The organism is Ottowia thiooxydans DSM 14619 (assembly GCF_000422885.1).
Taxonomy (GTDB): domain Bacteria; phylum Pseudomonadota; class Gammaproteobacteria; order Burkholderiales; family Burkholderiaceae_C; genus Ottowia; species Ottowia thiooxydans.
The window spans coordinates 38,035-63,482 of the sequence record NZ_AUGX01000011.1; the positions used below are offsets into that span (position 1 = coordinate 38,035).

A 25,448-nucleotide genomic window follows, 5' to 3' on the forward strand; every position below is an offset into this window, starting at 1 on the left:
GTGGAAGTGCCCGCTTAAGGGAGCAGCAGAAACCGGACACATCCCACCCAGGCCCCTGCAAGAAACGGCTATCGGGCCTGCTACTGCGTTCATAACATGCGGTCAGAGATTTGCATGCACTACGACATCACCATCGCCAACACAGGAGAGAGCTTCGGCTGTACAGCCGAACAGAGTCTTTTGTCTGCGATGGAGCGATTGGGCCGAAAGGGAATTCCCGTGGGCTGTCGCAATGGTGGGTGTGGCGTATGCAAGGTGCGTGTACGTGAAGGCAGTTTCCGCATGGCCAAGATGAGTCGTGCGGTGCTGAGTCTGGGTGAGCAAGACAGTGGTTGCACGCTTGCTTGCAAGACCTTTCCGGATAGCGCATTGGTCGTGGAGATTGTTGGTGCCATGGCGCGTGCTGTGTGCGCACCGAGGCCTAGCGGCTTTGATTTCGAGTTCAAGAGACCCCTTTCCAAAAACCGTCAGGAGACATAGACATGGCAATTACCGGCGTACTGCGCCCTGGGCACGTGCAAATCCGCGTGTTGGAGTTGGCACCAGCCCTGAGGCACTACGTGGACATCCTGGGTCTGCGCGAAACCGCGCGAGACCAGAAAAGTGGCCGCGTCTTCCTCAAGGCCTGGGACGAGCACGACCACCATAGTGTGATTCTGCGCGAGGCCGACGAAGCGGGCATCGACTACATGGGATGGAAGGTCGATTCTCCAGCCACGCTGGAAAGGTTGGCTGGCGACATCGAGAAGTCAGCTCTGTGTACAGAGTTGTGCTGGATTGATGCGGGAGAGCAACCGGAAACTGGCCGGCGCTTTCGTTTCACCATTCCAACCGGCCATGTGATGGAGTTGTACGCTGAGCGTGAGATGCTCGGCAACAACTGCGGCACAGCGGGTGATGATGTGAATCCCGACCCATGGCCCGATGGGCTCAAGGGGATCTCTCCCTCGCGCTTTGACCACTGCCTGCTGTATGGCGATGACCTCGATGGCACGGTCAAGCTGTTCTGCGAAGTTCTGGGCTTCGGAGTTGCTGAACAAGTCATGGCTGGGCCGGACATGATTGGCGCCTTCCTGAGTTGCTCGAACAAAGCGCATGACGTGGCTTTCATCCGGCAACCGGTCAAGGGCAAGTTGCACCACATCAGCTTCCTGCTGGGTAGTTGGGAGCAGGTGCTGCGGGCAGGCGATATTTTGTCGCGCACCAAGACTTCAATCGATATTGGCCCCACGCGACACGGCATCACACGTGGCGAAACTATCTACTTCTTCGATCCCTCGGGTAACCGCAACGAGGTATTTGCCGGCGGCTACTCCTACTACCCAGACAAGCCAACCATCACTTGGCACGCCGAGGAGTTGGGACCAGCGATCTTCTATCACGACCGCAAGTTGAACGAAGCCTTTCTGTCGGTGTTCACCTGACGCGCACGGTGGCGCAATGCCGGGCAATGAATTGATGGCGCGCTAGTCGATCCCTTTTCGGCTGTGCGCGAGGGGCTATCCCTGCGTTCGCGCACTCCGGGCGGCTCTGAACTCTAGGACGTGGTCTGCGCCCGAGTCAGCTTGGCTGCGACCGGCCTGTTTGAGACACACAAGGAACCAGTATGAGCAAAGATATCTTGAATTTCATCAACGGCGAATATGTCAAGAACGTGAGCGGTAAGACGTACGAGAAGCGTAACCCGGTCGACGATTCGCTGGTCGGTATGGTGCATGAGGCCGGCAAGCCCGAGGTAGATGCTGCCGTGGCTGCGGCCCGCGCCGCGCTGCATGGCCCATGGAGCAAGCTGTCAGTAGTGGAGCGTTGCGACCTGCTCGACGGTCTGGTCCACGAGATCAATCAACGTTTCGACGACTTTCTGCAGGCTGAGATTGCCGACACTGGCAAGCCCGCGCACCTGGCCTCGCACGTGGATATTCCGCGCGGTGCGGCCAACTTCCAGGCCTTTACCGACACCATTAAGAACGTCTCGACAGAGTCCTTCGAGATGCGTACGCCGGATGGAAAGATAGCGCGAAGCTACGGCGTGCGCGTGCCGCGCGGCGTGATCGCGGTCATCTGCCCATGGAACCTGCCGCTACTGCTGATGACGTGGAAGGCGGGCCCTGCGCTGGCCTGCGGCAATACCGTGGTGATCAAGCCGTCGGAGGTCACGCCTAGCACGGCGACATTGCTGGGTGAGGTTATGAACAAGGTGGGCATACCGAAGGGCGTGTACAACGTGGTCAACGGCTTCGGTGTGGATTCGGCCGGCTCTTTCCTGACCTCGCATCCAGGCGTTGACGGCATTACGTTCACCGGAGAGACCAAGACCGGCACCGCGATCATGAAGGCTGCCGCCGAAGGCATCCGCCCGGTATCACTGGAACTTGGTGGCAAGAACGCGGCGCTGGTCTTCGCCGACTGCGATTTCAACAACGCGGTGGCTACCGTTGCCCGCTCCTGCTTTGAAAATGCAGGCCAGGTTTGCCTAGGTACCGAGCGTGTCTACGTGCAGCGGCCGATCTTCGACAAGTTCGTACAGGCGTTGAAGGTACAGGCAGAGGCCATGAAGCCGGGCCGCCCTTTTGACAAGGACACCAAGATTGGCCCGCTGGTCAGCAAGGTGCATCAGAAGAAGGTACTGGGTTTGTACGCCAAGGCCAAGGAGGAGGGCGCGACCATTGTCACCGGGGGCGGCATTCCAGATATGCCAGAAGAGCTCAAGGGCGGCTGCTGGGTGCAGCCCACGATCTGGACCGGATTACCGGAAACCGCCACCGTGGTGACCGAAGAAATCTTTGGCCCCTGCTGCCACATTCAGCCCTTCGACACAGAGGAAGAGGTGCTGGCGATGGTCAATAACAACCGGTACGGACTGGCCACCTCCATTCATACGCAGGACATCAGCCGTGCGATGCGCCTGGCCAATGCGATCGAGGTTGGTCTGTGCTGGGTCAATAGCTGGTTCCTGCGCGATCTGCGCACGTCGTTCGGTGGTTCCAAGCAGTCAGGCATTGGCCGGGAAGGTGGTGTGCATTCGTTGGAGTTCTACACCGATTTGCGCAACGTGATGGTCAAGTACTGAGGAAGCAAGAATGGATAAGCAAAAGATCCAGGGCTGGGGCGACACGCTCTACGACGCCTTCATCAACAGCCGGCCCATCGAGCCACTGACCGACAGCGAACCCGGCATCACCATCGAGGATGCCTACCAGATCCAGCTGCGCATGATCCAGCGCCGCATTGAACGCGGCGAGACGGTGGTGGGCAAGAAAATCGGCGTGACCAGCCAGGTGGTCATGCAGATGCTCGGCGTGAACCAGCCGGATTTCGGCCAGATGCTCTCAGGCATGGTCTTCAACGAGGGTGAGCCGATTCAGGTGGGTGGCCTCATTGCGCCCAAGGCGGAGGCTGAAGTCGCTTTCCTTCTCAAACGCGATCTTACTGGCCCTGGGGTCACCGCGGCCGATGTACTACGCGCCACCGAATGCGTGATGCCATGCTTTGAGATCGTTGATTCGCGCATCAAGGATTGGAAAATCAAGATCCAGGACACCGTGGCTGATAACGCCTCCTGTGGCGTGCTCACGCTCGGTGGACAACGCCGCAGCCCGCGCGATCTTGACCTTGCCCTTGCGGGGATGGTGCTGGAGAAGAACGGCGAATTGGTCAGCACTTCCACGGGTGCGTCTGTACAGGGCTCCCCGGTTAATGCGGTGGCTTGGCTTGCGAACACCCTGGGCCGGCTCGGCATCGGGCTCAAAGCCGGCGAAATCATTCTTTCTGGTTCGCAATCGCCGCTGGTGCCGGTGAAGGCGGGCGACAGCCTCTACTGCAGTGTCGGTGGGCTGGGCAGCACTTCGGTGCGATTCATCTGATAGCCAAGGAATATCTTCATGACCACACTCAGCAAGAGCGATATCGGCCGGTTGGCCGTGTTGCTGGAAACGGCCGAACTGCAGGCGCACGACGTGACCAAGATCACTGACGACAACCCAGGGATGGACTGGGAGGATGCCTACGATATCCAGGACGAGATCCGCCGTCTGAAGGAAGATCGTGGCCACAAGGTCGTCGGCCTCAAGGCGGGTCTGACCTCTTTCGCGAAAATGAAGCAGATGGGCGTCACCAGCCCTGTGTTTGGATTCGTGGCCGACTACATGGCGCGGCCAGACGGCGGAGAGATCGAAACCTCGCAGCTCATCCACCCAAAGGTTGAAGCCGAGATCTGCATCGTCACCAAGGCACCGCTCAAGGGGCCGGGCTGCCATGTGGCGGCAGTGATGGCCGCGACTGATTTCGTAATACCCGCCGTCGAAGTGATTGACTCACGTTACCGCGACTTCAAGTTCGATCTAAAGAGCGTGATCGCAGACAACACCTCGGCCTCGCGTTTCGTCATCGGCGGTCGTATGCGCGATCTAGCCGAGCTCGATCTCCGCACGCTCGGTGTGGTGTTGGAGATCAATGGGGAGGTCGTCAGCATGGCGGCCGGTGCAGCCGTTCTGGGCCATCCACTCGCGGCGGTTGCGATGCTGGCGAATCATCTGGGTGAGCGCGGCCAGGAGATTCCGGCGGGCAGCTTCATCATGACCGGCGGTGTGACGGAAGCCATCTCGGTAAGCGCTGGAGACCACGTTGCCGTGCGCTTCCAGGACCTTGGCACGGTTTCGATGCGGTTTGTTTGAGCGCCGTAGAGCACGCTTTGAACACGCTCCTATAGCCCGCTGCACCATCCACGCCACATGATTAACCCAGGCGGTTTGCCGCATGGGCTTGGATGTGTGTGCCCTGAAATAAGAAGAACGACCACACGAGGCCCGCCATGGCAGACAAGAAATCCGACAAAGCGAACGTCCCTAATAACTTCACGCAGGAAGAAGGCCAGATCAATCTTGGCGGCATCGACGCCATCGTGCGCTTGACGCTCGATCAGGTGCGTGCCGATGAACGCCGAGGGCTCAAGACCGGCATGTTCGTCAGTGGCTACCGTGGTTCGCCCGTGGGTATGCTGGATGCCGCCTTGATCAAGCAGCAGAAGCTGCTGCTGTCCAAGCACATTCACTTTGTGGATGGCTTGAACGAAGACTTGGCCGCCACGGCTGTGTGGGGCACGCAGATGCTGCACACCGTGGGCAAGCAGAAGTTCGACGGCGTGACAGGCCTTTGGTATGGAAAGGCCCCAGGCGTCGACCGCTCGGGCGACGCTCTCAAGCACGCTAACTACACCGGCATCGGCAAGAACGGTGGTGTGCTGGCAATTGCAGGCGACGACCCCAGCTGCAAAAGCAGTTCGCTGTGTAGCCAATCTGAACCCATGCTGATGCACGTGGGGATTCCGAGCTTGTACCCGGCCAACGTGCAAGAGATTCTGGACTACGGCCTGCATGGCTATCAGATGTCTCGCTTGGCGGGTCTGTGGGTCGGCATGAAGATCGTGACCAACGTCGCGGACGGCACCGGTACAGCCAACATCTCGCCTGATCGCATGCGCTTCATGGAGTCTGACCTCGAGTTTGACGGCCAGCGTTTTTCCCCCAGCATGAACTTGGGCATGAACGTGCGTGCCCAGGCGCTGGAGATGGAGCAATCGCTCTACACGCGCCGGCTTGAAGTGGCCAAGCGCTACGCCGCAGCCAACCGACTGAATGATGTCGTCTTTGAAAATCCTGATGCCTGGTTGGGGATCATTACTGCTGGAAAAACCTATAACGATCTGCGGCAGTGCTTCCTCGAACTGGGATTGGACGACGCGGCGCTGCGCCGCTACGGCATCCGAATTCTCAAGATGGGCATGCTGTTTCCCATGGAGCCGCAGGTGGTGCGCGATTTTGCGCGTGGTCTGGAAGAGATCTTCGTTATTGAGGAAAAGCGCCCCTTTCTGGAGATGTTCGCCAAGAACGTGCTCTACGGCATGGCCAACGCGCCGCGCATCGTTGGCAAGTTTGATGAGCAGGAAAAGGAGTTGCTGCCGCACTACGGTGAGTTCGAGTCAGATGCGATCGGCCGTGCGCTGACAGCTCGGCTGTCCAAGAAAGCGAGAGTGGAGTCGGCCGAAGCCTGGTTGCAGCGGTTGGATGAGATCCATGCACGCGGTAAATTGACCGAAACGGCTGGCCGTACCGCCTGGTTCTGCTCAGGCTGCCCGCACAACAGTTCCACTCAGGCGCCAGACGGATCGATTGTCTCGGCCGGCATTGGCTGTCATACCATGGCCATGTGGATGGACCGCAACGTGGTCATGGGCACGCACATGGGTGCAGAGGGTGCGCAGTGGATCGGCATGGCGCCGTTCACCGACACCAAGCACATCTTCCAGAACATGGGAGATGGCACTTACGCTCATTCGGGAAGCTTGGCGATCCGCTATGCCGCAGCCAACAATACCAACATCACATTCAAGATCCTGCGCAATGCCCATACCTCGATGACTGGCGGACAGGCCATCATGGGCGCACACCCGGTCGCTGCCATGGTGGCTGACCTGCTGGCCAACGGCGTGAAGAAGGTCATCGTGACCACGGATAACCTGGAGCAATACAAGGGGTTGAACCTGGCCGGAGGCACCCAAGCCTGGCACCGTGACCGGCTTGACGAAGCGCAGCGCCTGCTGGCCGATACCCCCGGCACGACTGTATTGCTGCACGACCAGGAGTGCGCGGCAGAGCTGCGCCGCGCTCGTAGCCGCGGCAAAGCTGAAGAGCCGGTTGAGGTGGTCGTCATCAACGAACGCGTCTGCGAAGGCTGCGGTGACTGCGGCGAGAAGAGCAACTGCATGAGCGTGGAGCCTGTGTCCACGGAATTTGGCCGCAAGACACGCATCCATCAAGGCTCATGCAACAAGGATTTCTCATGCGTCAAGGGCTTTTGCCCTTCGTTCCTCACCGTCATACCGAATCCAGCACCAGCCGAGGCCGACGGCAAGAAAAGGAAGAAAGGCCGAATTCCGGCCCTGGAGCGCGCACTGCCAGATCCGGAAGCCAAGATCGACGGCAAATTTGGGTTCTCTGTGCACCTGATGGGCATCGGTGGCACCGGCTCTGTCACCGTCGCATCGACTATCGCCCAGGCCGCCCGGCTTGAGGGAAAGCACGTGATTGGTTTGGATCAGACTGGCCTGGCGCAAAAGGGTGGCGCCGTGATCTCTGACATCAAAGTTACTACCGCGCCGTTCAACGGCTCCAACAAGGTCTCGGATGGTCGCAGTGACCTTTACCTGGGCTTCGATATCCTGAATGCGACCGATCCAAAGAACCTTGACAAGTGTCACCCTGAGCGCACGATCGCCGTGGTGTCCACTACGCAGACGCCAACTGGCCAGATGGTGGCCAACCGGAACGTTCTTTTTCCGTCGACACGCGTGCTGACCTCGGGTATTGATAAGGTCACACGCAAGGCAGACAACGTGTTCCTGGATGGCCAGGCCTTGGCTGAGGGCCTGTTCGGTGATCCCATGGCAACCAATACGTTTATGGTTGGTGTGGCGTTCCAGGCCGGTGCGATCCCGCTGAAGGCTGAGTCGATTGAAGCCGCCATCCGCAATGCCGGCGTGGGTGTGGAGCAGGGCATCGCCGCGTTCAGGTGGGGGCGCATGGCTGTAGTGGACCGCGCCTTCGTGGTGGCTGAGGCTGATAGGGCAAAGGGTACAACGCGCGCCGTTGCACCGCTCAGCACTGAAGCCGCGAGCATTGTCGACGGTACAGGTGCTACAGGAGAGCTCAAGCGCCTGCTGCAGGTGAGGGTCCCTGAACTGATGGCCTTCCAGGACGCAGCCTATGCGCGCCACTATGCCGCTCAGGTACAGCGAGTGTCGGCAGCTGAGCAGAAAGCCGCTCCAGGCCAAAGCGCATTGGCCGAGGCTACCGCACGCTACCTCTACAAGCTGATGGCCTACAAGGACGAGTATGAGGTGGCCCGGTTGCACAACGATCCGGCGTTCCTGGCTCAGCTCGATGCGCAGTTTCCGAATGGCTACTCAGTGAAATACCACTTGGCGCCGCCCACGATCTCCAAGCGCGATCCGGTCACAGGTCACCTGATCAAGCAGAAGTTCGGCCCATGGATGCGCAACGCGTTCTCCTGGTTGTCGCGGCTCAAAGGCTTGCGCGGTGGGGCGCTGGACTTGTTTGGCAAGTCCGAGGAGCGCCGTGCGGAACGTCAACTCATCACCGAGTACGAGCACATGCTCGACGAAGTGGTGACGAAGCTGAACGCGAACAACCATGAAGCAGCCGTGCGGCTGGCCTGTGTGCCCGACGCCATCCGCGGCTACGGCCATGTGAAGGAGAAAAGCATGGCTCAGGCAGAAGCGGTGCGCGCCCTGAGATTACAGGCATTTCGCGAGCCGCCAACGGCACGGCGACCTGTCCGCGACGCTGCGGAGCAGTTGCAAGCCGAGCACCTCTCGGCTTGATATTCCATCACTCAGGAGACATCGATCCATGAATACTCTCAACGGCTACGACTTCGAAGACCTGCAACCGGGCATGCACGCCACGTTTGCCAAGACCATTACGGAAGCGGATATCGTCATGTTCGCCGCTGCATCGGGTGACTACAACGCGATGCACATCAACGAGGTATTCGCTCAGACGACCCAGTTCAAAGGGCGCATCGCGCACGGAATGCTTAGCGCCAGCGTTATTTCTGCCGCCATAGCCGGGCAGCTACCGGGGCCTGGTACGGTGTATCTGGGACAGAACTTGCGCTTCAAGGCGCCGGTAAGGCCTGGTGACACGGTCCATGCGACGGTGACTGTCAAGGAGTTGTCGTACGAGAAGAAGAGGGTGATGCTCACCACCGTCTGCACGGTGGGCGACAAGGTGGTCATTGAGGGGGATGCGCTGGTTATGCCGACTTCACGCCAAGCGCACTGAGGGAGTGGGCCATGGCGTTTCAAATTCCTGAAGAATTCATCGAAGGTTTTGCCAAGGCGGGGCAAGCGTATTGGAGCAGTCTTCTCTCCGGATCATCTGAGGCTGGTGGCATCGCGGACGGGAAAAATATCGCGGCTGCTCAGCAGAAGTACTGGCAGCAGCAGATGGCACTATGGGGACAGGCGCTGGGCCAACCCGCTGAGCCCGTGGCTGAAGCGGTGCGTGGCGATCGGCGCTTCCACGGCGAAGCATGGAAGAGTCATCCCTGGTACCGATCGCTTCAGCAGCAATACCTTGTACATGCGCAGTTGCTGACCAGCCTCGCCGTCGCCGCGCCACTGCCGCGTAAGGAAAAGCACAAGCTGGAGTTTTTCACGGCCCAGTTGGTCAACGCGCTAAGCCCGGCCAACTTTGCCGCTACCAACCCCGATGTCGCGCGCCAAGCCATGGACAGCAATGGTGAAAGCCTGCGAGCCGGTCTTTCCAATCTGATTGAAGACCTGCAGCACAAGCGCATTTCAATCACGGACCGTGATGCGTTTGAGATTGGTGTGAACGTCGCTGTGTCGCCGGGCGCCGTGGTGTTTGAGAACGACTTGCTGCAGCTGATCCAGTATGCGCCGTCGACCAAGCAGGTGGCGGCGAGGCCCTTGGTCATCGTGCCACCTTGCATCAACAAGTTCTACATCCTGGATCTGCAGCCTGAGAATTCCTTTGTGCGCCATGCAGTGGAGAACGGACTCACGGTGTTCCTCGTGTCCTGGCGCAACCCGGAGTCTGCGCAGGGGCATCTGCGCTGGGACGACTACGTGGAGCAAGGCGCCCTACAGGCCCTTGAAGTGGCGCGTACGATCAGTGGTGCGGACCAGGTCAATGCGCTGGGCTGGTGCGTGGGAGGCACCATCTTGTCGACAGCGCTCGCCGTCGCGCGTGCTCGGGGAGAGGAACCGGCCGCTAGCTTGACGCTGTTAACCACCATGCTGGATTTTGAGGAGCCTGGCGATCTTGGCGTTTTCATTGACGAAGAGAATGTGCGTCAGCGTGAACAGACTATTGGCCAAGGTGGCATCTACCCAGGTGGTGAATTGGGCTTCGTGTTTCAGGCCATGCGTGCGAACGATCTGATCTGGCCCTATGTGGTCGACAACTACCTCAAGGGAAAGTCGCCTCCGGCCTTTGACCTCTTGTACTGGAACGCTGACGCGACGAATCTCCCGGGACCGATGTACGCCTGGTACCTGCGCAACATGTACCTGGAGAACAATTTGGTGGTGCCGGACAAGCTGGTTGTCTGTGAGACGCGAGTGGACCTGGGCCGCATCGACATGCCCAGCTATGTGCTGGCAACGCAGGAAGACCACATTGTTCCCTGGCGCGCGGCTTATAGGAGCACACAGCTGCTTGGTGGACGCACCCAATTTGTGTTGGGGGCCAGCGGTCACATTGCCGGTGTCATCAATCCAGCGTCGAAGAATAAGCGCAGCTACCGGTCAGGGGGCAAACTAAACGGCGATTGTGCGCAATGGCTTGAGACCAGCCAGGAGACGCCAGGGAGTTGGTGGAGCCATTGGTTTGAATGGCTGTCTCCGCATACCGGAAAGAAAGTCGCCGCCCCGCATGCGCTGGGTCATAAGAAGTACCCCACCATCGAGCCAGCGCCGGGGCGCTACGTGAAGGTCAAGGCGAGCTGAGAATGATTACGAAGACATCCGTGCCGCAGGTGTCTTCGTATCATCGGGGCAGGTTCGGGGGGAGCGATTACTCGGGTCGATCCGTGACTTGACACCCGGTTGCGCAGGCGTGGCATAGCGCGTTTGCTGAACGTCTGAAGCCTCGCCGCACCGAAACAATGCCCGGGGTGCGTGCCCAAGCACCACTCTGTATATGCGGCAACCGGGCTTGCATATTCGCAAGCCTTCTTTCTCATTTTGGCGACGAGTTCTCATACTTCGTTTGAAGCAATTAGGACTCCCATGACCGTACTCGAACGCACCCGACTCGACATCCGCCCGCTCTCCGTCTTCACCGGCGCCGAAATCCATGGCGTGGATCTGCGCGAACCGCTGGATGATGACACCACTGCGGATATCCGTGCAGCGCTGCTGCGCTGGAAGGTGATTTTTTTCCGAGACCAGCACATCAGCCACGCCCAGCACCTGGCTTTCGCCCGGCGTTTTGGCAAGCCTACGGCCGCACACCCCTACGACGGCCATCCGCCAGAGGGCTTCCCGCAGATCCGCACCATCTCGTCGAAATCCACCACCGGTCGCCGTGGCGACCGGTGGCACACCGACGTCACCGGTGTCATCAACCCGCCGGCTGGCTCCATCCTGCGTGCCGGCAAGGTGCCGCCTTATGGTGGGGACACGCTGTTCACCAATCTCGCAGCCGCTTACCAACACCTGTCTGCGCCGTTTCGCACCTTGGTCGATGGGCTGTGGGCCCGGCACCAGTTCGGCGGCTACAACGGCGATCTGGATAACGCTTCAATCTATGCCAGCAAGGTGCGCTCCAACCCCAATGCGGCGGACCATGCGGTGGTTCGCGTGCATCCCGAGACTGGCGAGCGCGTGTTGTTCGTCAACCCCGGCTTTACGCGCCGCATCAACGATGTGGCCGAGACCGAGAGCCGCCACCTGCTGAACCTGCTGTTTGAGGAGATCGCACGCCCTGAGTACCAGGTGCGCTTTCGCTGGGAGCCGGGCAGCCTGGCGTTTTGGGACAACCGCGCCTCCGCTCATCAGGGGCCGGGTGACTTTGCTTACCTCGACACCGAGCGCGTGCTCTACCGCATCACGCTGGAAGGCGATGTGCCGGTAGGCATCGACGGAACGCCCTCGCGCCTGATCGCCGGCCAACCGTTCACCGCATTCGACACGCCCGAAGGGGCACCGCAGTAATCCTGCTTCTTACACGGACGCTTCGCCTTTGGCGACGCACCGCCAACCTCTCATATTTTTTCATCAGCAGGAGTTCCGCCATGAAACGACGTTCCTTCCTCCATGCCACGGCACTGGCCCTGCCGGCGATAGCCGGCGGTGGTGCATGGGCGCAAACCTACCCCACGCGCAACGTACGCATTGTGGTGCCGGTCGCAGCGGGCGGAAGCGCTGACAAGCTGTCCCGAATCCTGGCCCAGCAGCTCAGCGAGCAATGGAAGCATTCGGTGGTGGTTGAGAACGTACCGGGTGCCAGCGGTGCTATCGGCACGCTCCAGGTGGTGCGCGCACCGGCTGATGGCCACACGCTGCTGCTGGGCGGAGACCAGCTGGCAGTCAGCCTGGCGATCGGTACCCCACTGGCCTACGACGCACGCAAGGATCTGAAGGGCATCGTCAAAGCAGTCGTCAATCCTCAGTTGCTGGTGGCCCGGCCTAGTCTGGGCGTGAAGGACTTTGCTGGCTATGTCGAGCTTCTGAAGAAGCGGCCTGGTGAGGTCACGCTGGCGCTACCGGGCGGCAAAGGCAGCCTGCAGCACCTGGCGGTGGAGATGCTGAATGCTCGCCTGGGCCTGCGCACCAATAACATTCCCTACCCCGGAGGTGGGCCAGCTACGCTGGACGTGCTGGGCGGGCACATCGACACCATGCTGATCACGCTGGCGGCGGCCACGCAGAACGTGCGCTTGGGCAAACTGGTTGCGTTGGCTGTAACTACACCGACGCGTTCCAAGGCGCTACCGAACGTGCCCACGCTCCAGGAGCTGGGCGTCGCCGGCTACGTGGTCGAAAGCTGGCAGGGCCTGCTAGCGCCAGCCGCCACGCCGCCAGCCCTGATTGCGCAGCTCAACCGTGACATAGTCGGCGTGCTGCGCCGGCCCGACATCACGGCGCAACTCGAAGACCTTGGTTTCAATCTGGCCGCTGGCACCTCCGGCGACGTGGACAAGACCATCGCTGACGACGCCACGGCGTACAAGAAGGTGGCTCTGCAAGCCAACATCCAGTCGGCATGATCCAAGGGTGCGTAGCCTACGCTACTGTGCCCTTGCGTTTGGCTATCAGGTCAGCGTTTCCCTAGGCCTGCTGAGACGACAGCAGATCCAAGGCAACGTCCACGATCATGTCTTCCTGGCCTCCAACCATTTTTCGGGCTCCCAGCTCAACCAGGATGTCTACCGTCTTGAGGTCGTATTTCTTTGCCGCGGCTTCAGCGTGACGAAGAAAGCTTGAGTAAACTCCTGCATAGCCGAGCGCCAGCGTTTCTCGATCGACGCGCACTGGACGGTCCTGCAACGGCCTTACAAGATCGTCGGCCGCATCCATGAGCGCATAGAGATCGGTGCCGTGATTCCAGCCCAAACGGGCCGCCGCCGCGATGAACACCTCGAGCGGCGCGTTACCGGCACCGGCGCCCATGCCTGCCAAGCTGGCGTCGATGCGATCGCACCCTTCCTCGACCGCCACGATAGAGTTGGCTACGCCAAGGCTCAAATTGTGGTGGGCGTGAATGCCGGTTTGGGTGTCGGTTTTCAGAACATCCTTTAATGCGCGGAAACGTTCTCGTACGTCCGTCATGCCAAGCGCTCCGCCAGAATCAACGACATAGATGCAGCTGGCGCCGTAACTCTCCATCAGGAGGGCTTGTTCGGCCAGCTTCTGCGGCGTCGTCATGTGGCTCATCATCAGAAAACCAACTGCGTCCATGCCGAGTTCGCGTGCGTATTCCAGATGCTGCCGTGACACATCAGCCTCAGTGCAATGCGTGGCAACGCGCACAATCCGCGCTCCGGCGTCGTAGGCATTTCGCAGGTCATGGGTGGTACCGATGCCGGGTAGCAGCAGTGTCGCAATTTTTGCTGACTTCACGGTTTCAGCGGCAGCTGCAATCCACTCCACATCGGTACGCGCACCAAAGCCATAGTTGAAGCTGGAGCCTTGCAGGCCGTCGCCGTGCGCTACCTCGATGCTATCGACACCTGCAGCATCAAGAGCTGCCGAGATCGATTTGACATTGGCAATGCTGTATTGGTGGCGAATGGCATGACTACCGTCACGCAGCGTCACGTCGCTGATGTAGAGTTTTTTCTGCGGATTCATACCACCTCCTTCAACCCACGGGCGATGCCGCTGGCAATGCGTCGTTGAGCCATCATGTCAGCGCAGGCAAGCGCGGCCGAGGTCATGATGTCGAGATTACCGGCATAAGCAGGCAAGTAGTGAGCAGCACCCTCGACCTCAAGGAAAACGGAGGTCTTGAGGCCGTGGCGCATGCCGAGACCGGGTACGTTGAGCGGTTGGTCAGGCGCGATGACGTCGAATTGCACGCGCTGCTTGAGTCGATAGCCTGGCACGTACGCCTGAACGCTCGCCACCATGGCATTGACGCTGGCTTCCACGACGGATTCATCCACAAGCTCGGACAACACGAAGACCGTATCGCGCATGATCAGTGGGGGCTCAGCGGGGTTGAGCACGATGATTGCCTTGCCGCGCTCCGCACCGCCGAGTTTTTCGATGGCAGCACGAGTGGTTTCGGTGAATTCATCGATATTGGCGCGCGTACCTGGGCCAGCACTCTTACTCGCAATCGACGCCACAATCTCTGCGTAGTGGACCTTGGCTACGCGAGAGACCGCGGCGACTATGGGAATGGTGGCCTGGCCGCCACACGTCACCATATTCATGTTGCTGGAGTTTTCGGCCTCAAGGTTGATGGCCGGGATGACATAAGGCCCTATGGCCGCAGGCGTGAGATCGATGACCTGTACACCGTGGCGTTGCAGGATATCGTTGTGGTGCTTGTGCGCTCCCGCTGAAGTAGCGTCGAAGACAATGTCGATATCGGCGAACACATCTAGAGCGAGCAGGCCGTCAAGACCACCGGCGGTGGTCGCGATGCCCAGACGCGCGGCACGTGCAAGCCCGTCGGAATTTGGATCAACGCCCACCATCGCACCCATTTCGAGATGCTGGCTGTTGCGCATGACCTTGATCATCAAGTCGGTGCCGATGTTGCCGGAGCCGATGATGGCTACTTTTAGTTTTTTCTTGTTCACATGCATTCCTTTAGGAGGAGGAAAACTTCGGCTTGCTCCAGGTATGAGCAAATTCTTCCAAGGCAGTTTTCACGATCGACCCAGATGACCCAGATGACCCAGAGGGCAGCGTTCAGCCTTTCACATGGAAGCCTGCCACGCCGAGGCGCTCCATTTCGATCGATACGTACTGCCCCGGCTTGATCCACTCGGCTGACGTGGCGCCGCCCGCCATCACAACCCAACCTGCCTGCAGCGGCTCGCCTGCGGCTGCCGACAAGCGCGCAGCTGCCACCAAGGAGCGAAGTGGGTGGCCGAGGATGGCCGCTGTGGAGCCCACTTGTACTGTGCGGCCGTCAATGTTCAGAGTGAGGCCAAGGTTGCTGAAGTCCTGCTGCGGGTCGTTCCACGCACCGATCACAAAGCCGCTCGACGAGGCGTTGTCAGCAATCACATCTGACAGACTGAATTTGAAGTCGTCATAGCGCGAGTCGATGATCTCTAATGCCGGCGCGATGGCTTCTACTGCGGCCAGGGCTTCAACGGCGGTGACGTTGCCGGAAAGAGGCTTCTTGAGAACGAAGGCCAGTTCAGGCTCCACGCGCGGATGGACAAAGCGTTCGAACGGTACGGATGAGCCTTCTTCGTATTGCATCTGGTCGGAGAGACGCCCCCAAATGACATCGTCGATGCCCATCTGGATCATCTTGGCGCGGCTGGTGAAGCCCATCTTTACTCCGATGCGCCGTTCGCCTCGTTCTACGCGGCGCTGGATCGATGCCGACTGAACAGCGTAGGCATCGCTCAATGACAGTTCACCCTGAGGATCGATCTGGCCTACGGCCTTCGCATTGAAAGCTGCCTCATCGAGGAGGCGAGCATATTCGAGGATTTGGCTCACTTCTGTGTTCCTGGTGCGGTGTCGAACACGGCCTTGACGTTGCCCAGACCGTTGATGCGTGTGTCGAAAATGTCTCCTGGGGTGACGGCGACCATCGGTCCCAGTGCCCCTGAGAGAATGAGGTCGCCGGCTCTCAGCGGTTGACCCAATGCGGCCATGGTTCGAGCCAGCCAGACTACCGCGTTGAGTGGATTACCCAGGCATGCCGCGCCTGCTCCAACCGAGACGGGCTCTCCACGACGAGTCATAGCCATACCGCACAGGCGCAAGTCGAACTCCGAGAGCTTGCGGGGCGTGCTGCCGAGCACATAGACACTGGAGGACGCGTTGTCGGCCACTGTGTCGACGAACTTGATGTTCCAGTTGGAAATTCGGCTTCCAACGATCTCTAACGCGGGCAGCGCATAGTCGATGGCATTCATGACATCGACCTGAGTCAGGTGATCTGCGTTCAGATCCCGTCCGAGCACGAAGGCTATCTCGGCTTCGATCTTGGGCTGCTGGAGCACGGAGGTGGGGATGGGTTCGCCATCTCCATAGCCCATGTCGTCGAAGAGTATGCCGAAGTCTGGTTGGTCCACACCAAGTTGGGCCTGCACCGCACGCGCAGTGAGGCCGATCTTGCAGCCAACGATGCGGCGCCCTTCAGAGACGCGAGCTTCGGTGTTTATGCGTTGAATGGCATAGGCGTCATTGGCGTTGATGCCAGGATAGGTGTCACGCAATGGCGCGATGAACGCGCCGGTGCGCGCTGCGTTGCGCAGGGACTGCGCAGCCGCCGAAAGCTCTTCGGGTGTCATGAAATACTTTTCAAAGTTTGATATTCGGATGATTTCGTGCGCCGGCTTGGCCCCGGCGAAACCGCCGCATTCAGGGTTTCGTTGACGTGTTCGAACGTGTCTGTTCCGTCGGTTGGAGGGCTGCCCGAGCATTCTCTGCATCGATCTCGTCTCGCGTTCGATCTCCAATGGCCCAGTGCGTCGAAGGCACCTCGCTGGCAATCACACGGATCGTGCTCAATGGCGCGCCCAGTGTCTTGTGAACGACCCGGGCAATCTCCTGCAGGCAGTTCTTGATGGTGTCGGCATCGCGGCCGGCGATCATCTCGATATGTACGATTGGCATATTGGTTTCCTGTCTTTCTGCGGATGCTGGGCTGAGGATCAATCGAGATTGACGCCGACTGACTTGACCACCTGCGCCCATTTCCGGCTTTCGTCCTTGATGAGAAGAGCGAGATCCTGAGGCGAGCCACCCTTCAGTGTCACGCCCGACGCGCCGAATCGCTCACGGAGATCGTCGCGATTCAGCGTGGCATTGACAGCCGAGTTCAGCTGCCGAACGACATCTGGTGGAGTGTTCGCAGGCGCCACAAGAGCGAACCATGCCACCGACTCAAAGCCTTTGACCGCTTCGCTAATCGACGGCAAGGTCTTCATTGCCGGAACGCGCTCAGCGCTTGCTACTGCCAGGCCTCTCATGCGGCCTCCCTCAACAAAAGGGAGAGTCGAGGGCGAGTTGTCAAACATCACCTGGATAACACCACCCATGAGGTCATTGGCCGCAGGTGCACTACCGCGGTAGGGTACATGCACGAGGCTGATGCCTGCTTGCGATTTCAGTAGCTCCATGGTCAGGTGGCTGGTGGTACCGTTGCCTTGCGAACCGTAAGAGAGCTTTCCAGGATTGGCTTTCGCAAAACTGATCATTTCCTGCAAGCTCTTGAATGGTGCCTGTGGGTTGGAGACCAGCATGATCGGTACCGACGCCAGCATGCTCACAGGTGCGAAGTCTCGCTCAGGGTCATAGCCAAGCTTCTTGTAGAGATGCTTGTTGATGCTCAGCGGGCCTGCCGTGGAGACCAATAGCGTGTGTCCGTCGGGCTTGGCCCGTGAGACAACTTCTGCGCCCACGTTGCCACCAGCACCAGCGCGGTTTTCGACGACCACGGTTTGTTTGAGTTCGCGGCTCATACCCTCCGCTACTGCGCGCGCCACAATGTCAGTTGTGCCTCCCGGAGGAAATGGCACAACGATGGTCAGCGGGCGATCAAAGTCTGCGCCCTGTGCATTCATGCCTAGGGCCAGCACAGCGCAACCTATCGCCAGGCAAGCCACGCGACGGTTTGAAGAAAGAAAGTTTTTCAAGATATGTCTCCTTTTTTTAATGATTTAGTCGAAGCCGTACAGGCTTGACGGGTTACTCACCAGCATCTGGTGCTGCACCTCAATGTCTGGTACCCACAGAGGGATCAAGTCCACCAGGTCGGCGTCGTTGGGCATCGCACCAGCGTAAATGGGGTGCGGCCAGTTGCTGCCCCAGATCACGCGATCCGGGCGCGCACGAACCACCGCGTGTATCAGCGGCAGCATGTCGACATGCGGATACGGCTCACTTGAAGAGCGATAGAGGCTAGCCAGCTTGACCCAGCAACGATCCGTTTCCAGCAGCTCCATGACTGCCGCAAATCCGTCTGACGTCAACCCTTCATTTCCTCGCACGTGCCCCAGATGGTCGAGCACAAACGCGTTGGATATGCCCTTCAGCCGTGGCACCAGCGCCCGTAGTTCGTTTGAACTCTTCAGATGAAGCAGCACATGCCACCCAAACTCGCCCACCTCATCGGCGAGCGACTCGAGGTCGTCAAAGCTGGCTCCACCGCGCACTACGCTCGAAATTCGGCAACCCCGCATACCTCCGGCGTGCATAGCCTCCAAGGCAGCGCGTCCTAAGCCAGGACGAATGACCGCGACGCCACGCGCGCGTGGACCGAGTGCACGAATCGCATCAAGCGTGACTTGATTGTTGGTCCCGTTCGCACCGCCATGCACCAGCACGCAACGGTCAATACCCAGCATTTCCAGAAGCTCGTGGTATTGCTCGACGGTGCAGTCTTCAGGGGTGTAGTTGCGCTCTTCAGAAAAAGGATAACGGGCCCGTGGACCAAACACGTGAGCATGGCAGTCGACTGCGTTGCGTGGCATCTGGAAATGGGGACGGCGCAGAGCGCGATCCGGTCCCTGACAAGGCGGAGCTACCAGGCTCTCGGTTGAACTGCTCATGACGCTTTCGACGCTGCCGTGGCTGCCGCGTCTTCACGGGCTGCCAAGTCGGCAAGAATGTCCGCGCCGCGATTGGCAGCAGGCAAGCCACGAAACAGATAGCACAGACTGATCACTGCCTGCAGTTCTGCCCAACTGGCACCCGCACGGCGAGCAGCCAACCCATGTACCGTGGCGGCGTCGCTCATGTCCATCAAGAGCATGCCGAACAGTAGCAGTTGAACCGTCTTTTGGTCCATGCCTTCCGGATACATGGCATGGGTGCGAGCCTGCTCCTGAAGATCGAGCATCTTGGTGTCAAGTGCGCCGGTGACATGAAAGCGAGACCGAATGCGCGGGGGTACGAAGCCAAGCAGCTCCTGGTAGATTTCGCCGCGTTCCTCGACGCTGGGCTGGCCTTCGAGGTACGGGCCGATGACCCGCTGAAGTAGAGCGGGGTCGAATGGTTTTGGGGTGGAAGTGCTCATGGTGACGCAATGATGCGCGCCCTAAGCGATCCAATCCAATACCATTTTCTTCGATTGCAATACCATATAGGTATGGGAAACTTACCTTAGGACGATATATGGATTTGCGCAAAATGCGCTACTTCCTGGCGCTGGCACAAGAGCGCAACTTCGCGCGCGCCGCCGTCAGGTTGCACATGACTCAGCCTCCATTAACGCGTCAGATCCGTGCACTTGAAGAAGATATCGGGGTGCAGTTATTTACCCGCACCTCCAAAGGTGTAGACCTGACTGAAGCCGGGCAAACACTGCTCAAAGAGGTTCCCAATCTCTTGTCGCTGGCCCGGCGGGCCGAAGAGCGCACCTTGCGCGCCGGACAAGGTCTCACTGGCAAGCTGGAAGTGGGCATCTTCACAGCAAGCGTGCTCGACGTCATCCCCTCGCTGCTTGCTCGCTTCCATTCGGAGCGACCGGACGTTCAAATCGGCTTGCGCACGATGACGAAGATTGAGCAGCTCGAAGCATTGCGTGAGCGTCGCATCCACGTTGGATTCAATCGATTCGTGCCCGCCTCAACCGATATCGCGGTGGATGTAGTGTTGCGCGAAAAATTTGTGGTCGGTCTCCACGAAAATCACCCGCTTTGCGCGAAGCGGGAGATCACACTTCGAGACCTGGAAGATGAGCCGATGATCCTCTACCCTAACCAGCCCATCGCGGGGTTGGCTCAGGAAATCAGTTCTGCATTTCAGCGAGAGAACGTACGCATGCGCGTTGAGCAGGAAGTTGAGGACGTATTAACCTGCATTGCATTGGTATCAGCAGGTTTCGGTGTCTGTATCACCACTGCGCCGGCCATGAATCTTGGGCTCCCTCACATGGTGTACAAACCGCTGAAGTCTCGTACTCTGCGTGATGCCGAACTCGCCTGCCTCTACAGGTCCGACGATCGCTCGCCGGTGATGCGCGCATTCCTCGATGTAGTTGAAGCGTTCCGCAGTGGAGTTGGAAGCTAGGGCGTGTTCGAAGACGTCGGGTCGCATGCTGGGCTGGGGTTATCAGCAGTGATTGAGGCAGACCGCGCAAGTGCTCAGGATGGACGTAGTTTGGATGTTCAGGACGAAAAAAAAGGGTAGCACGGATGACCGTACTACCCCTTTTGGGTATTTTGCGAGCGAGTGCTTAGCGCGCGACTTTACCGAAGCGGTTGCGGAATTTCTCAACGCGGCCACCCATGGTGTCCACGGATTTTTGCGTGCCGGTGTAGAAGGGGTGCGATTCGCTGGAAGTATCAAGCTTGAAGAGGGGCAGCTCGCGGCCGTCTTCCATCTTCACAGTTTCCTTGGTAGGAGAGCACGAACGTGTCACGAACTTGAAGCCGTTTGACAGGTCCATGAAGCAGACTTCGCGGTAGTTAGGGTGAATGCCTTCACGCATGATAAAAATCCTTGAGTTGCGTTGCGGGAGCCGCGCCAGCCAGCCTGACGTACTTTCCGAGAAACCTCGCATTATAGGCGATAGGCCGGAGGCAGGGTGTAAAACACCGCAAAACCGAAAATCCGGCTTTGCTCAATCCCAACCACCCGCCGAAGCGAACTAAGCTGCTCAAGGGCCCAAGCCCCGAGCATCAGGGTGTTAGCCGCCTCTACGCATCATGTCGAAGAACTCGGAATTGGTCTTGGTAGCCTTCATGCTCTTCAAGACCATTTCCATCGATTCAACTTCATCCATGTTGTACATGAACTGACGCAGGATGCGGGTTTTTTGCAGCACTTCAGGCGCCAACAGCAATTCTTCACGGCGGGTGCCACTGCGGTTGAGCTGGATCGAGGGGAACACGCGTTTTTCGTACAGGCGGCGATCCAGGTGGATCTCGCTGTTGCCGGTGCCCTTGAATTCCTCGAAGATCACTTCGTCCATGCGGCTGCCGGTGTCGATCAGGGCGGTGGCGATGATGGTCAGGCTTCCGCCTTCTTCCACATTGCGCGCCGCGCCCAGGAACCGCTTGGGCCGATGCAGTGCGTTGGAATCCACACCACCGGTCAGAACCTTGCCGGATGAAGGCACCACGTTGTTGTAGGCGCGAGCCAGGCGGGTAATGGAGTCCAGCAGGATCACCACGTCCTTTTTGAGCTCAACCAGGCGCTTGGCACGTTCGATCACCATTTCGGCCACGTGCACGTGGCGCGCGGCGGGCTCGTCGAACGTGGAGGCAATCACTTCTGCTTTCACAGAGCGCTGCATCTCGGTCACTTCCTCGGGACGTTCGTCCACGAGGAGCATCATCATGTGAGCGTCAGGGTAGTTGGCGGCGATGGCGTGGGCAATGGTTTGCATCATCACCGTTTTACCGCTCTTGGGCGGGGCCACGATCAGGGCGCGCTGGCCTTTGCCGATAGGGGCAATGACGTCGATCACGCGGCCAGTGATGTTTTCCTCGCCCTTGAAGGCGTCGCGCTCCAGACGCATTTGTTCACGTGGGAACAGCGGCGTCAAGTTCTCGAACATCACCTTGTGCTTGTTTTGCTCAGGTTGCCCGCCGTTGACGGCATCCAACTTGGTCAGCGCGAAATAACGCTCGCCATCCTTGGGGATGCGTACTTCGCCCTCGATCATGTCACCCGTGTGCAGGTTGAAGCGTCGTACCTGGCTGGGGCTGATGTAGATGTCGTCGGTGCTGGCGGTGTAGCTGGTGTCGGGGCTGCGCAAGAAACCAAAGCCGTCAGGCAATATTTCGAGCACGCCGTCTGCGAACACTTGCTCGCCCGCCCTGGCGCGTTTCTTGATGATGGCGAACATCAGCTCTTGCTTGCGCATACGGCCAACGTTTTCGATCTCAAGGGCCTCGGCCTGCTTGAGTACTTCAGACACGTGGAGTGCCTTGAGTTCGTTCAGATGCATGAATGCTTGTCCTGCAATGAGGCCACCCGGATGCGCGACCAGAAAAAAACTGAAGCTAAAAAAAGAAAGAGGGGAGTGGAGGGAGGCTCAGGCAGAAGGCCTGATCTCGGGTGCCCTGGACTTCAGGGCACCGGGGCTGACGTTCACTTGCGCGCCAGCAATGAGGAAAGATTATGACAGGAAAATGGCCGGCTTTGCGTGGCAATGCATTGCCGGCGTGAGAGAACTCAAAAAACGAGTGGCTTCAGACCGAAAAAACGGGCCGAATTTCAGGCCAGTTGCTGGTCAATGAACTGGGCCATCTGCGCCTTCGTCATCGCGCCCACTTTGGAAGCGGCGAGTTGGCCATCTTTGAACACCATCAGCGTAGGGATGCCGCGAATGCCGTACTTTGCCGGTATAGCGCGGTTCTCATCCACATTCACCTTGGCGATCTGGAGTTTGTCGCCGTAAGTGCCTGCCAACTCATCAAGAGCTGGGGCAATGGCTTTGCAAGGGCCGCACCATTCGGCCCAGAAGTCCACCAGCACGGGCTTGCTGGACTGCAGAACATCGGTTTCGAAAGAGCTGTCGCTCACATGCTTGATCAAATCGCTGGCCATGAAAATCCTCGGAAAAACGCCGGATAAGCAGATAAAGTTGATTCATTGTGACAGAAACCCTATTTCCTTGCGCCCCCGATGGCTCTCCCGAAGACACAGGTGCTCCCGGCGTTTTCATCCCTCCCACCCATATCGGACAAGCTACCGCCCGAAGCGGGGCGGATTTTCATGGGCCGTACTTAGAAACCTGGCGCCTATTACTCACTCAGGTGCAAGAGCATCTGGCAAGCGATGCCGCGCATCCGGCGCGCAGTGTGGTGCTGCTGCCGTTTGCCCAGCTCGTGCCGCTTGCCAACCGTTTGTGGGCAGAAAGATTTCCCAACGGCTTTGCTCCGCGTTTCGAGACCACGCGAAGCTGGGCTGCGCGTGTGGGCATTTTTGCTTCCGGCCCGAACGACATCGCGTTCGATCACGGCCGGGATCTGCTCACTGCCGCATCATTGCTGGATGGGGCTGGATTTGGCGCGCGGCGCGGGCTTCTAGCGGGTCCTTTGGTGGAACAGGCTCTCCAGTTGGCGCCGCTAGCTGCCAGCGTGCCTTCCGCGCTGCGCCCGGATTGGGCTGCGCAGGCGTACGCCGAACTGCCTTTAGCCGCTGGGGGGCCACTTGAGCTGGAAGCCGCCGTGGCGCGCATCGCCGTCGCCTGGGCAGCCACTTCCGATTACGCGACTGATGTGCTCTTCGAGCCGCGCATCGCGCGCGAGTTGGATGCTTTGCTGGTCGTCAATGGCTTGCAACCTGACGAGCTGACATCGTCTCTGGTCGATCATTTCTCTGATTGTTCCTCGGTGCTCACTCCTGACGCCGGTGGGCCGCCAGGAACCATTGCATTGCACGCCACGCGAGACGGCGAAGATGAGGCTCAGCGCGCAGCGGCTTGCGTGCTGCACCACATCGCTGCCGGACGCCTGCCTGTGGCGCTGGTGTCTGGCGATCGTCTGTTGACGCGGCGCATCAGCGCCATGCTTGCAGCCAAGGGGGTGCGCCTGCGTGACGAGACCGGATGGAAGTTATCCACCACCCACGCGGCAGCGCAATTGATGAGTGGATTGCGTGCTTGCGCGCACCATGCATCGACCGATACCGTGATCGATTGGCTCAAGCTCACCCCTCTTTTTTCTGTTGCAGAAAAACCTGCGCTGCAGGCGCTGGAGCGGGCCTTGCGCCGCGGCTCTGTGAGGGACTGGGCGAGCGCCGCCGGCTTGCCAGATCATGGCTCCCTCATGGACCGCATAGAGCTCATCAGGGAAACACTGCGCGATCCCCGTCGTTTGCCTGATTGGCTGGCTGCGACTCGTTCACTGTTGGAGGTGTCGGGCCTTTGGCAAAGCCTGACGACAGATACCGCGGGCGAGGCTGTGATCGCTGCCTTGGGATTGCACGAAGGCAAGCAAGCTGAGCTGCATGCATGGCCCGCTGCCCAGCGCCGGATGTCGCTGTCTGAGTTCACGGCATGGGCGGGTGCTGCGCTGGAAGCCGTGAACTTCCGGCCCCTGGCGTATGGCGAGGCACAGGCCGTCATTTTGCCCATGAGTCAGTTGCTGGGCAGGCCTTTTCCCGCACTGGTTTTGCCAGGTGCAGATGAACAGCGCCTGCCTGCCGCGCCAGAGCCACCGGGATCGTGGAGCACCGCTCAGCGCATAGCCATGCGCCTGCCCACGCGCACCTTGCTCGAAACCGCCCAGCGTGAGGCTTGGCGCGTGGCGCTGCAAACCCCGGTGGTGGATGTGCTGTGGCGTTGCAGTGATGACAGCGGGGAGTCTCTACTACCTTCTCCCTTGGTACAGGCACTTCGCTTGCGCGGTGAAGGTGAGCAGGGGAGCGACCCCAGAGCGCCACGTACCGTGGTGCCGCAGCCCGTGTTTTCGCCGCAGCCGCGCGGTGATGCTCTGCCTGCCATGCCGCTGTCTGCCAGCAGTTACGACATGCTGCGCTCTTGTCCCTATCGCTTTTTCGCCTTGCGCCAGTTGGGCTTGCAAGATGAAGGGGAGCTGGACGTCGATGTGGACAAGCGCGACTTCGGAAATTGGGTGCACCTGGCGTTGAGTCGCTTTCACGAAGCCCTGAAAGCCAGCCCCGATGCTGACCGCGTGGCTTTGCTGGATACCGCCGCCCGCGAAGCTACCCAAACGCAAGCTCTGGACGAGGGTGAGTTTCTGCCGTTTGGTGTAGGGTGGCAGGGGCTGCGCGATGGCTATTTGCGGTGGTTGACGGAGCACGAAGCCACCGGCGCCGTGTTCGAAGCCTCAGAGAAAGATGCTCGGGTAACGCTGGGTACTTTGCAACTGCGAGGACGCCTTGATCGTGTGGATCGCTTGCCCGATGGCGCCCCACTGGTCCTGGACTACAAGACCGAGGCTCTCAAGCGCACCACGGATCGCTTGAAGGCGGGCAATGAAGATACTCAGCTGCCTTTCTACGCCTTACTCTCTGGCGCTGATGCGCCGCGGGCGGCTTATGTGAATGTGAGTGAGCGGGAAGGCACGAGCCTGCATGAGCCGGCCGATCTGCTTTTGCTGGCCGAGCAGTTGTACGAAGGTATGCAAAGTGATATTGACCGGATATCGGCGGGCGAGCCTTTGCTCGCCTTGGGAGAGGGCGCTGTGTGCGAGTGGTGCGAGGTGCGAGGCTTATGTCGCAAGGATTTTTGGAGTGGAGAATGAACCGGGTATTTCCATATTTCCCGTTTATTCGCAGA

23 protein-coding genes are annotated in these 25,448 nt (G+C 59.4%); 12 read left to right on the plus strand and 11 right to left on the minus strand.

The window, feature by feature from the left end; genetic code table 11:
* Positions 1-114 precede the first annotated feature (114 nt).
* The 10 genes from G518_RS34535 to G518_RS34540 all read left to right on the plus strand — a co-directional run bounded on the left by G518_RS34535 (position 115) and on the right by G518_RS34540 (position 12,816).
* Positions 115-480 (plus strand): 2Fe-2S iron-sulfur cluster-binding protein, encoded by a 366-nt coding sequence (locus tag G518_RS34535; protein WP_051236391.1) that lies wholly within the window; start codon positions 115-117, stop codon positions 478-480.
* A 2-nt stretch (positions 481-482) separates the two neighbouring features.
* Positions 483-1,424, plus strand: coding sequence for a catechol 2,3-dioxygenase (locus G518_RS0109600; RefSeq protein WP_028602351.1), 942 nt, complete (start codon positions 483-485; stop codon positions 1,422-1,424).
* A gap of 182 nt (positions 1,425-1,606) precedes the next feature.
* Positions 1,607-3,070 carry a 2-hydroxymuconic semialdehyde dehydrogenase gene (locus G518_RS0109605; protein ID WP_028602352.1) on the plus strand — a complete coding sequence of 488 codons (1,464 nt, stop codon included), beginning with the start codon at positions 1,607-1,609 and terminating at the stop codon, positions 3,068-3,070.
* Positions 3,071-3,080: 10 nt separating this feature from the next.
* On the plus strand, positions 3,081-3,863 hold the full coding sequence (dmpE, locus tag G518_RS0109610; RefSeq protein WP_028602353.1) for a 2-oxopent-4-enoate hydratase: 783 nt from the start codon (positions 3,081-3,083) through the stop codon (positions 3,861-3,863).
* 18 nt (positions 3,864-3,881) lie between these two features.
* Positions 3,882-4,673, plus strand: coding sequence for a 2-oxo-3-hexenedioate decarboxylase (gene dmpH, locus G518_RS0109615; RefSeq protein ID WP_036594193.1), 792 nt, complete (start codon positions 3,882-3,884; stop codon positions 4,671-4,673).
* 137 nt (positions 4,674-4,810) lie between these two features.
* Positions 4,811-8,398 (plus strand): indolepyruvate ferredoxin oxidoreductase family protein, encoded by a 3,588-nt coding sequence (locus G518_RS0109620; protein ID WP_028602355.1) that lies wholly within the window; start codon positions 4,811-4,813, stop codon positions 8,396-8,398.
* A gap of 28 nt (positions 8,399-8,426) precedes the next feature.
* The gene (locus G518_RS0109625) at positions 8,427-8,861 is read left to right on the plus strand and encodes a MaoC family dehydratase (protein WP_028602356.1); all 435 of its coding nucleotides are present in this window, start codon (positions 8,427-8,429) and stop codon (positions 8,859-8,861) included.
* An 11-nt stretch (positions 8,862-8,872) separates the two neighbouring features.
* A complete protein-coding gene (gene phaC / locus G518_RS0109630; RefSeq protein WP_028602357.1) occupies positions 8,873-10,552 on the plus strand; it encodes a class I poly(R)-hydroxyalkanoic acid synthase in 1,680 nt (559 codons plus the stop codon).
* A gap of 282 nt (positions 10,553-10,834) precedes the next feature.
* Entirely contained in the window at positions 10,835-11,761 is a 927-nt protein-coding gene (locus tag G518_RS0109635) for a TauD/TfdA dioxygenase family protein (protein ID WP_028602358.1), read from the plus strand.
* 80 nt (positions 11,762-11,841) lie between these two features.
* On the plus strand, positions 11,842-12,816 hold the full coding sequence (locus G518_RS34540; RefSeq protein ID WP_051236323.1) for a Bug family tripartite tricarboxylate transporter substrate binding protein: 975 nt from the start codon (positions 11,842-11,844) through the stop codon (positions 12,814-12,816).
* Positions 12,817-12,877: 61 nt separating this feature from the next.
* On the opposite strand, the gene dmpG is transcribed toward G518_RS34540, so the two are convergent.
* From dmpG to G518_RS0109680, 8 genes are all read right to left on the minus strand, one after another.
* Positions 12,878-13,900 (minus strand): 4-hydroxy-2-oxovalerate aldolase, encoded by a 1,023-nt coding sequence (dmpG, locus tag G518_RS0109645; protein WP_028602359.1) that lies wholly within the window; start codon positions 13,898-13,900, stop codon positions 12,878-12,880.
* Positions 13,897-14,859: an acetaldehyde dehydrogenase (acetylating) gene (locus G518_RS0109650; RefSeq protein ID WP_281170522.1), complete on the minus strand. Its 963-nt coding sequence runs from the start codon at positions 14,857-14,859 to the stop codon at positions 13,897-13,899. Before G518_RS0109650 ends, dmpG begins: the two co-directional genes overlap by 4 nt.
* Positions 14,860-14,971: 112 nt before the next feature.
* Positions 14,972-15,739, minus strand: coding sequence for a 2-keto-4-pentenoate hydratase (locus G518_RS0109655; protein ID WP_028602361.1), 768 nt, complete (start codon positions 15,737-15,739; stop codon positions 14,972-14,974).
* Positions 15,736-16,539, minus strand: coding sequence for a 2-keto-4-pentenoate hydratase (gene mhpD / locus G518_RS0109660; RefSeq protein ID WP_028602362.1), 804 nt, complete (start codon positions 16,537-16,539; stop codon positions 15,736-15,738). Before mhpD ends, G518_RS0109655 begins: the two co-directional genes overlap by 4 nt.
* A gap of 70 nt (positions 16,540-16,609) precedes the next feature.
* Complete coding sequence (locus G518_RS38375) at positions 16,610-16,864, minus strand: tautomerase family protein (protein ID WP_051236325.1); 255 nt, start codon at positions 16,862-16,864, stop codon at positions 16,610-16,612.
* Positions 16,865-16,902: 38 nt separating this feature from the next.
* Entirely contained in the window at positions 16,903-17,886 is a 984-nt protein-coding gene (locus G518_RS0109670; RefSeq protein WP_051236327.1) for a Bug family tripartite tricarboxylate transporter substrate binding protein, read from the minus strand.
* 24 nt (positions 17,887-17,910) lie between these two features.
* Positions 17,911-18,801 carry an amidohydrolase family protein gene (locus G518_RS0109675; protein ID WP_028602364.1) on the minus strand — a complete coding sequence of 297 codons (891 nt, stop codon included), beginning with the start codon at positions 18,799-18,801 and terminating at the stop codon, positions 17,911-17,913.
* Positions 18,798-19,268 carry a carboxymuconolactone decarboxylase family protein gene (locus G518_RS0109680; protein ID WP_084651638.1) on the minus strand — a complete coding sequence of 157 codons (471 nt, stop codon included), beginning with the start codon at positions 19,266-19,268 and terminating at the stop codon, positions 18,798-18,800. The genes G518_RS0109675 and G518_RS0109680 overlap by 4 nt, the downstream gene beginning before the upstream one ends.
* 98 nt (positions 19,269-19,366) lie before the next feature.
* Between G518_RS0109680 and G518_RS0109685 the strand changes: the two genes are divergently transcribed.
* Complete coding sequence (locus G518_RS0109685) at positions 19,367-20,263, plus strand: LysR family transcriptional regulator (protein ID WP_028602366.1); 897 nt, start codon at positions 19,367-19,369, stop codon at positions 20,261-20,263.
* A 166-nt stretch (positions 20,264-20,429) separates the two neighbouring features.
* Here G518_RS0109685 and G518_RS0109690 read toward each other — a convergent pair whose 3' ends face one another.
* The 3 genes from G518_RS0109690 to trxA all read right to left on the minus strand — a co-directional run bounded on the left by G518_RS0109690 (position 20,430) and on the right by trxA (position 22,750).
* On the minus strand, positions 20,430-20,684 hold the full coding sequence (locus tag G518_RS0109690) for a type B 50S ribosomal protein L31 (protein ID WP_028602367.1): 255 nt from the start codon (positions 20,682-20,684) through the stop codon (positions 20,430-20,432).
* Between the two features lie 198 nt (positions 20,685-20,882).
* Entirely contained in the window at positions 20,883-22,148 is a 1,266-nt protein-coding gene (gene rho / locus G518_RS0109695) for a transcription termination factor Rho (protein ID WP_028602368.1), read from the minus strand.
* A gap of 269 nt (positions 22,149-22,417) precedes the next feature.
* Entirely contained in the window at positions 22,418-22,750 is a 333-nt protein-coding gene (gene trxA / locus G518_RS0109705; protein ID WP_028602370.1) for a thioredoxin TrxA, read from the minus strand.
* A 47-nt stretch (positions 22,751-22,797) separates the two neighbouring features.
* Here trxA and G518_RS34550 point away from each other — a divergent pair, with 47 nt between their 5' ends.
* Positions 22,798-25,413 carry a PD-(D/E)XK nuclease family protein gene (locus G518_RS34550; RefSeq protein WP_245597937.1) on the plus strand — a complete coding sequence of 872 codons (2,616 nt, stop codon included), beginning with the start codon at positions 22,798-22,800 and terminating at the stop codon, positions 25,411-25,413.
* The last annotated feature ends 35 nt before the right edge of the window (positions 25,414-25,448 follow it).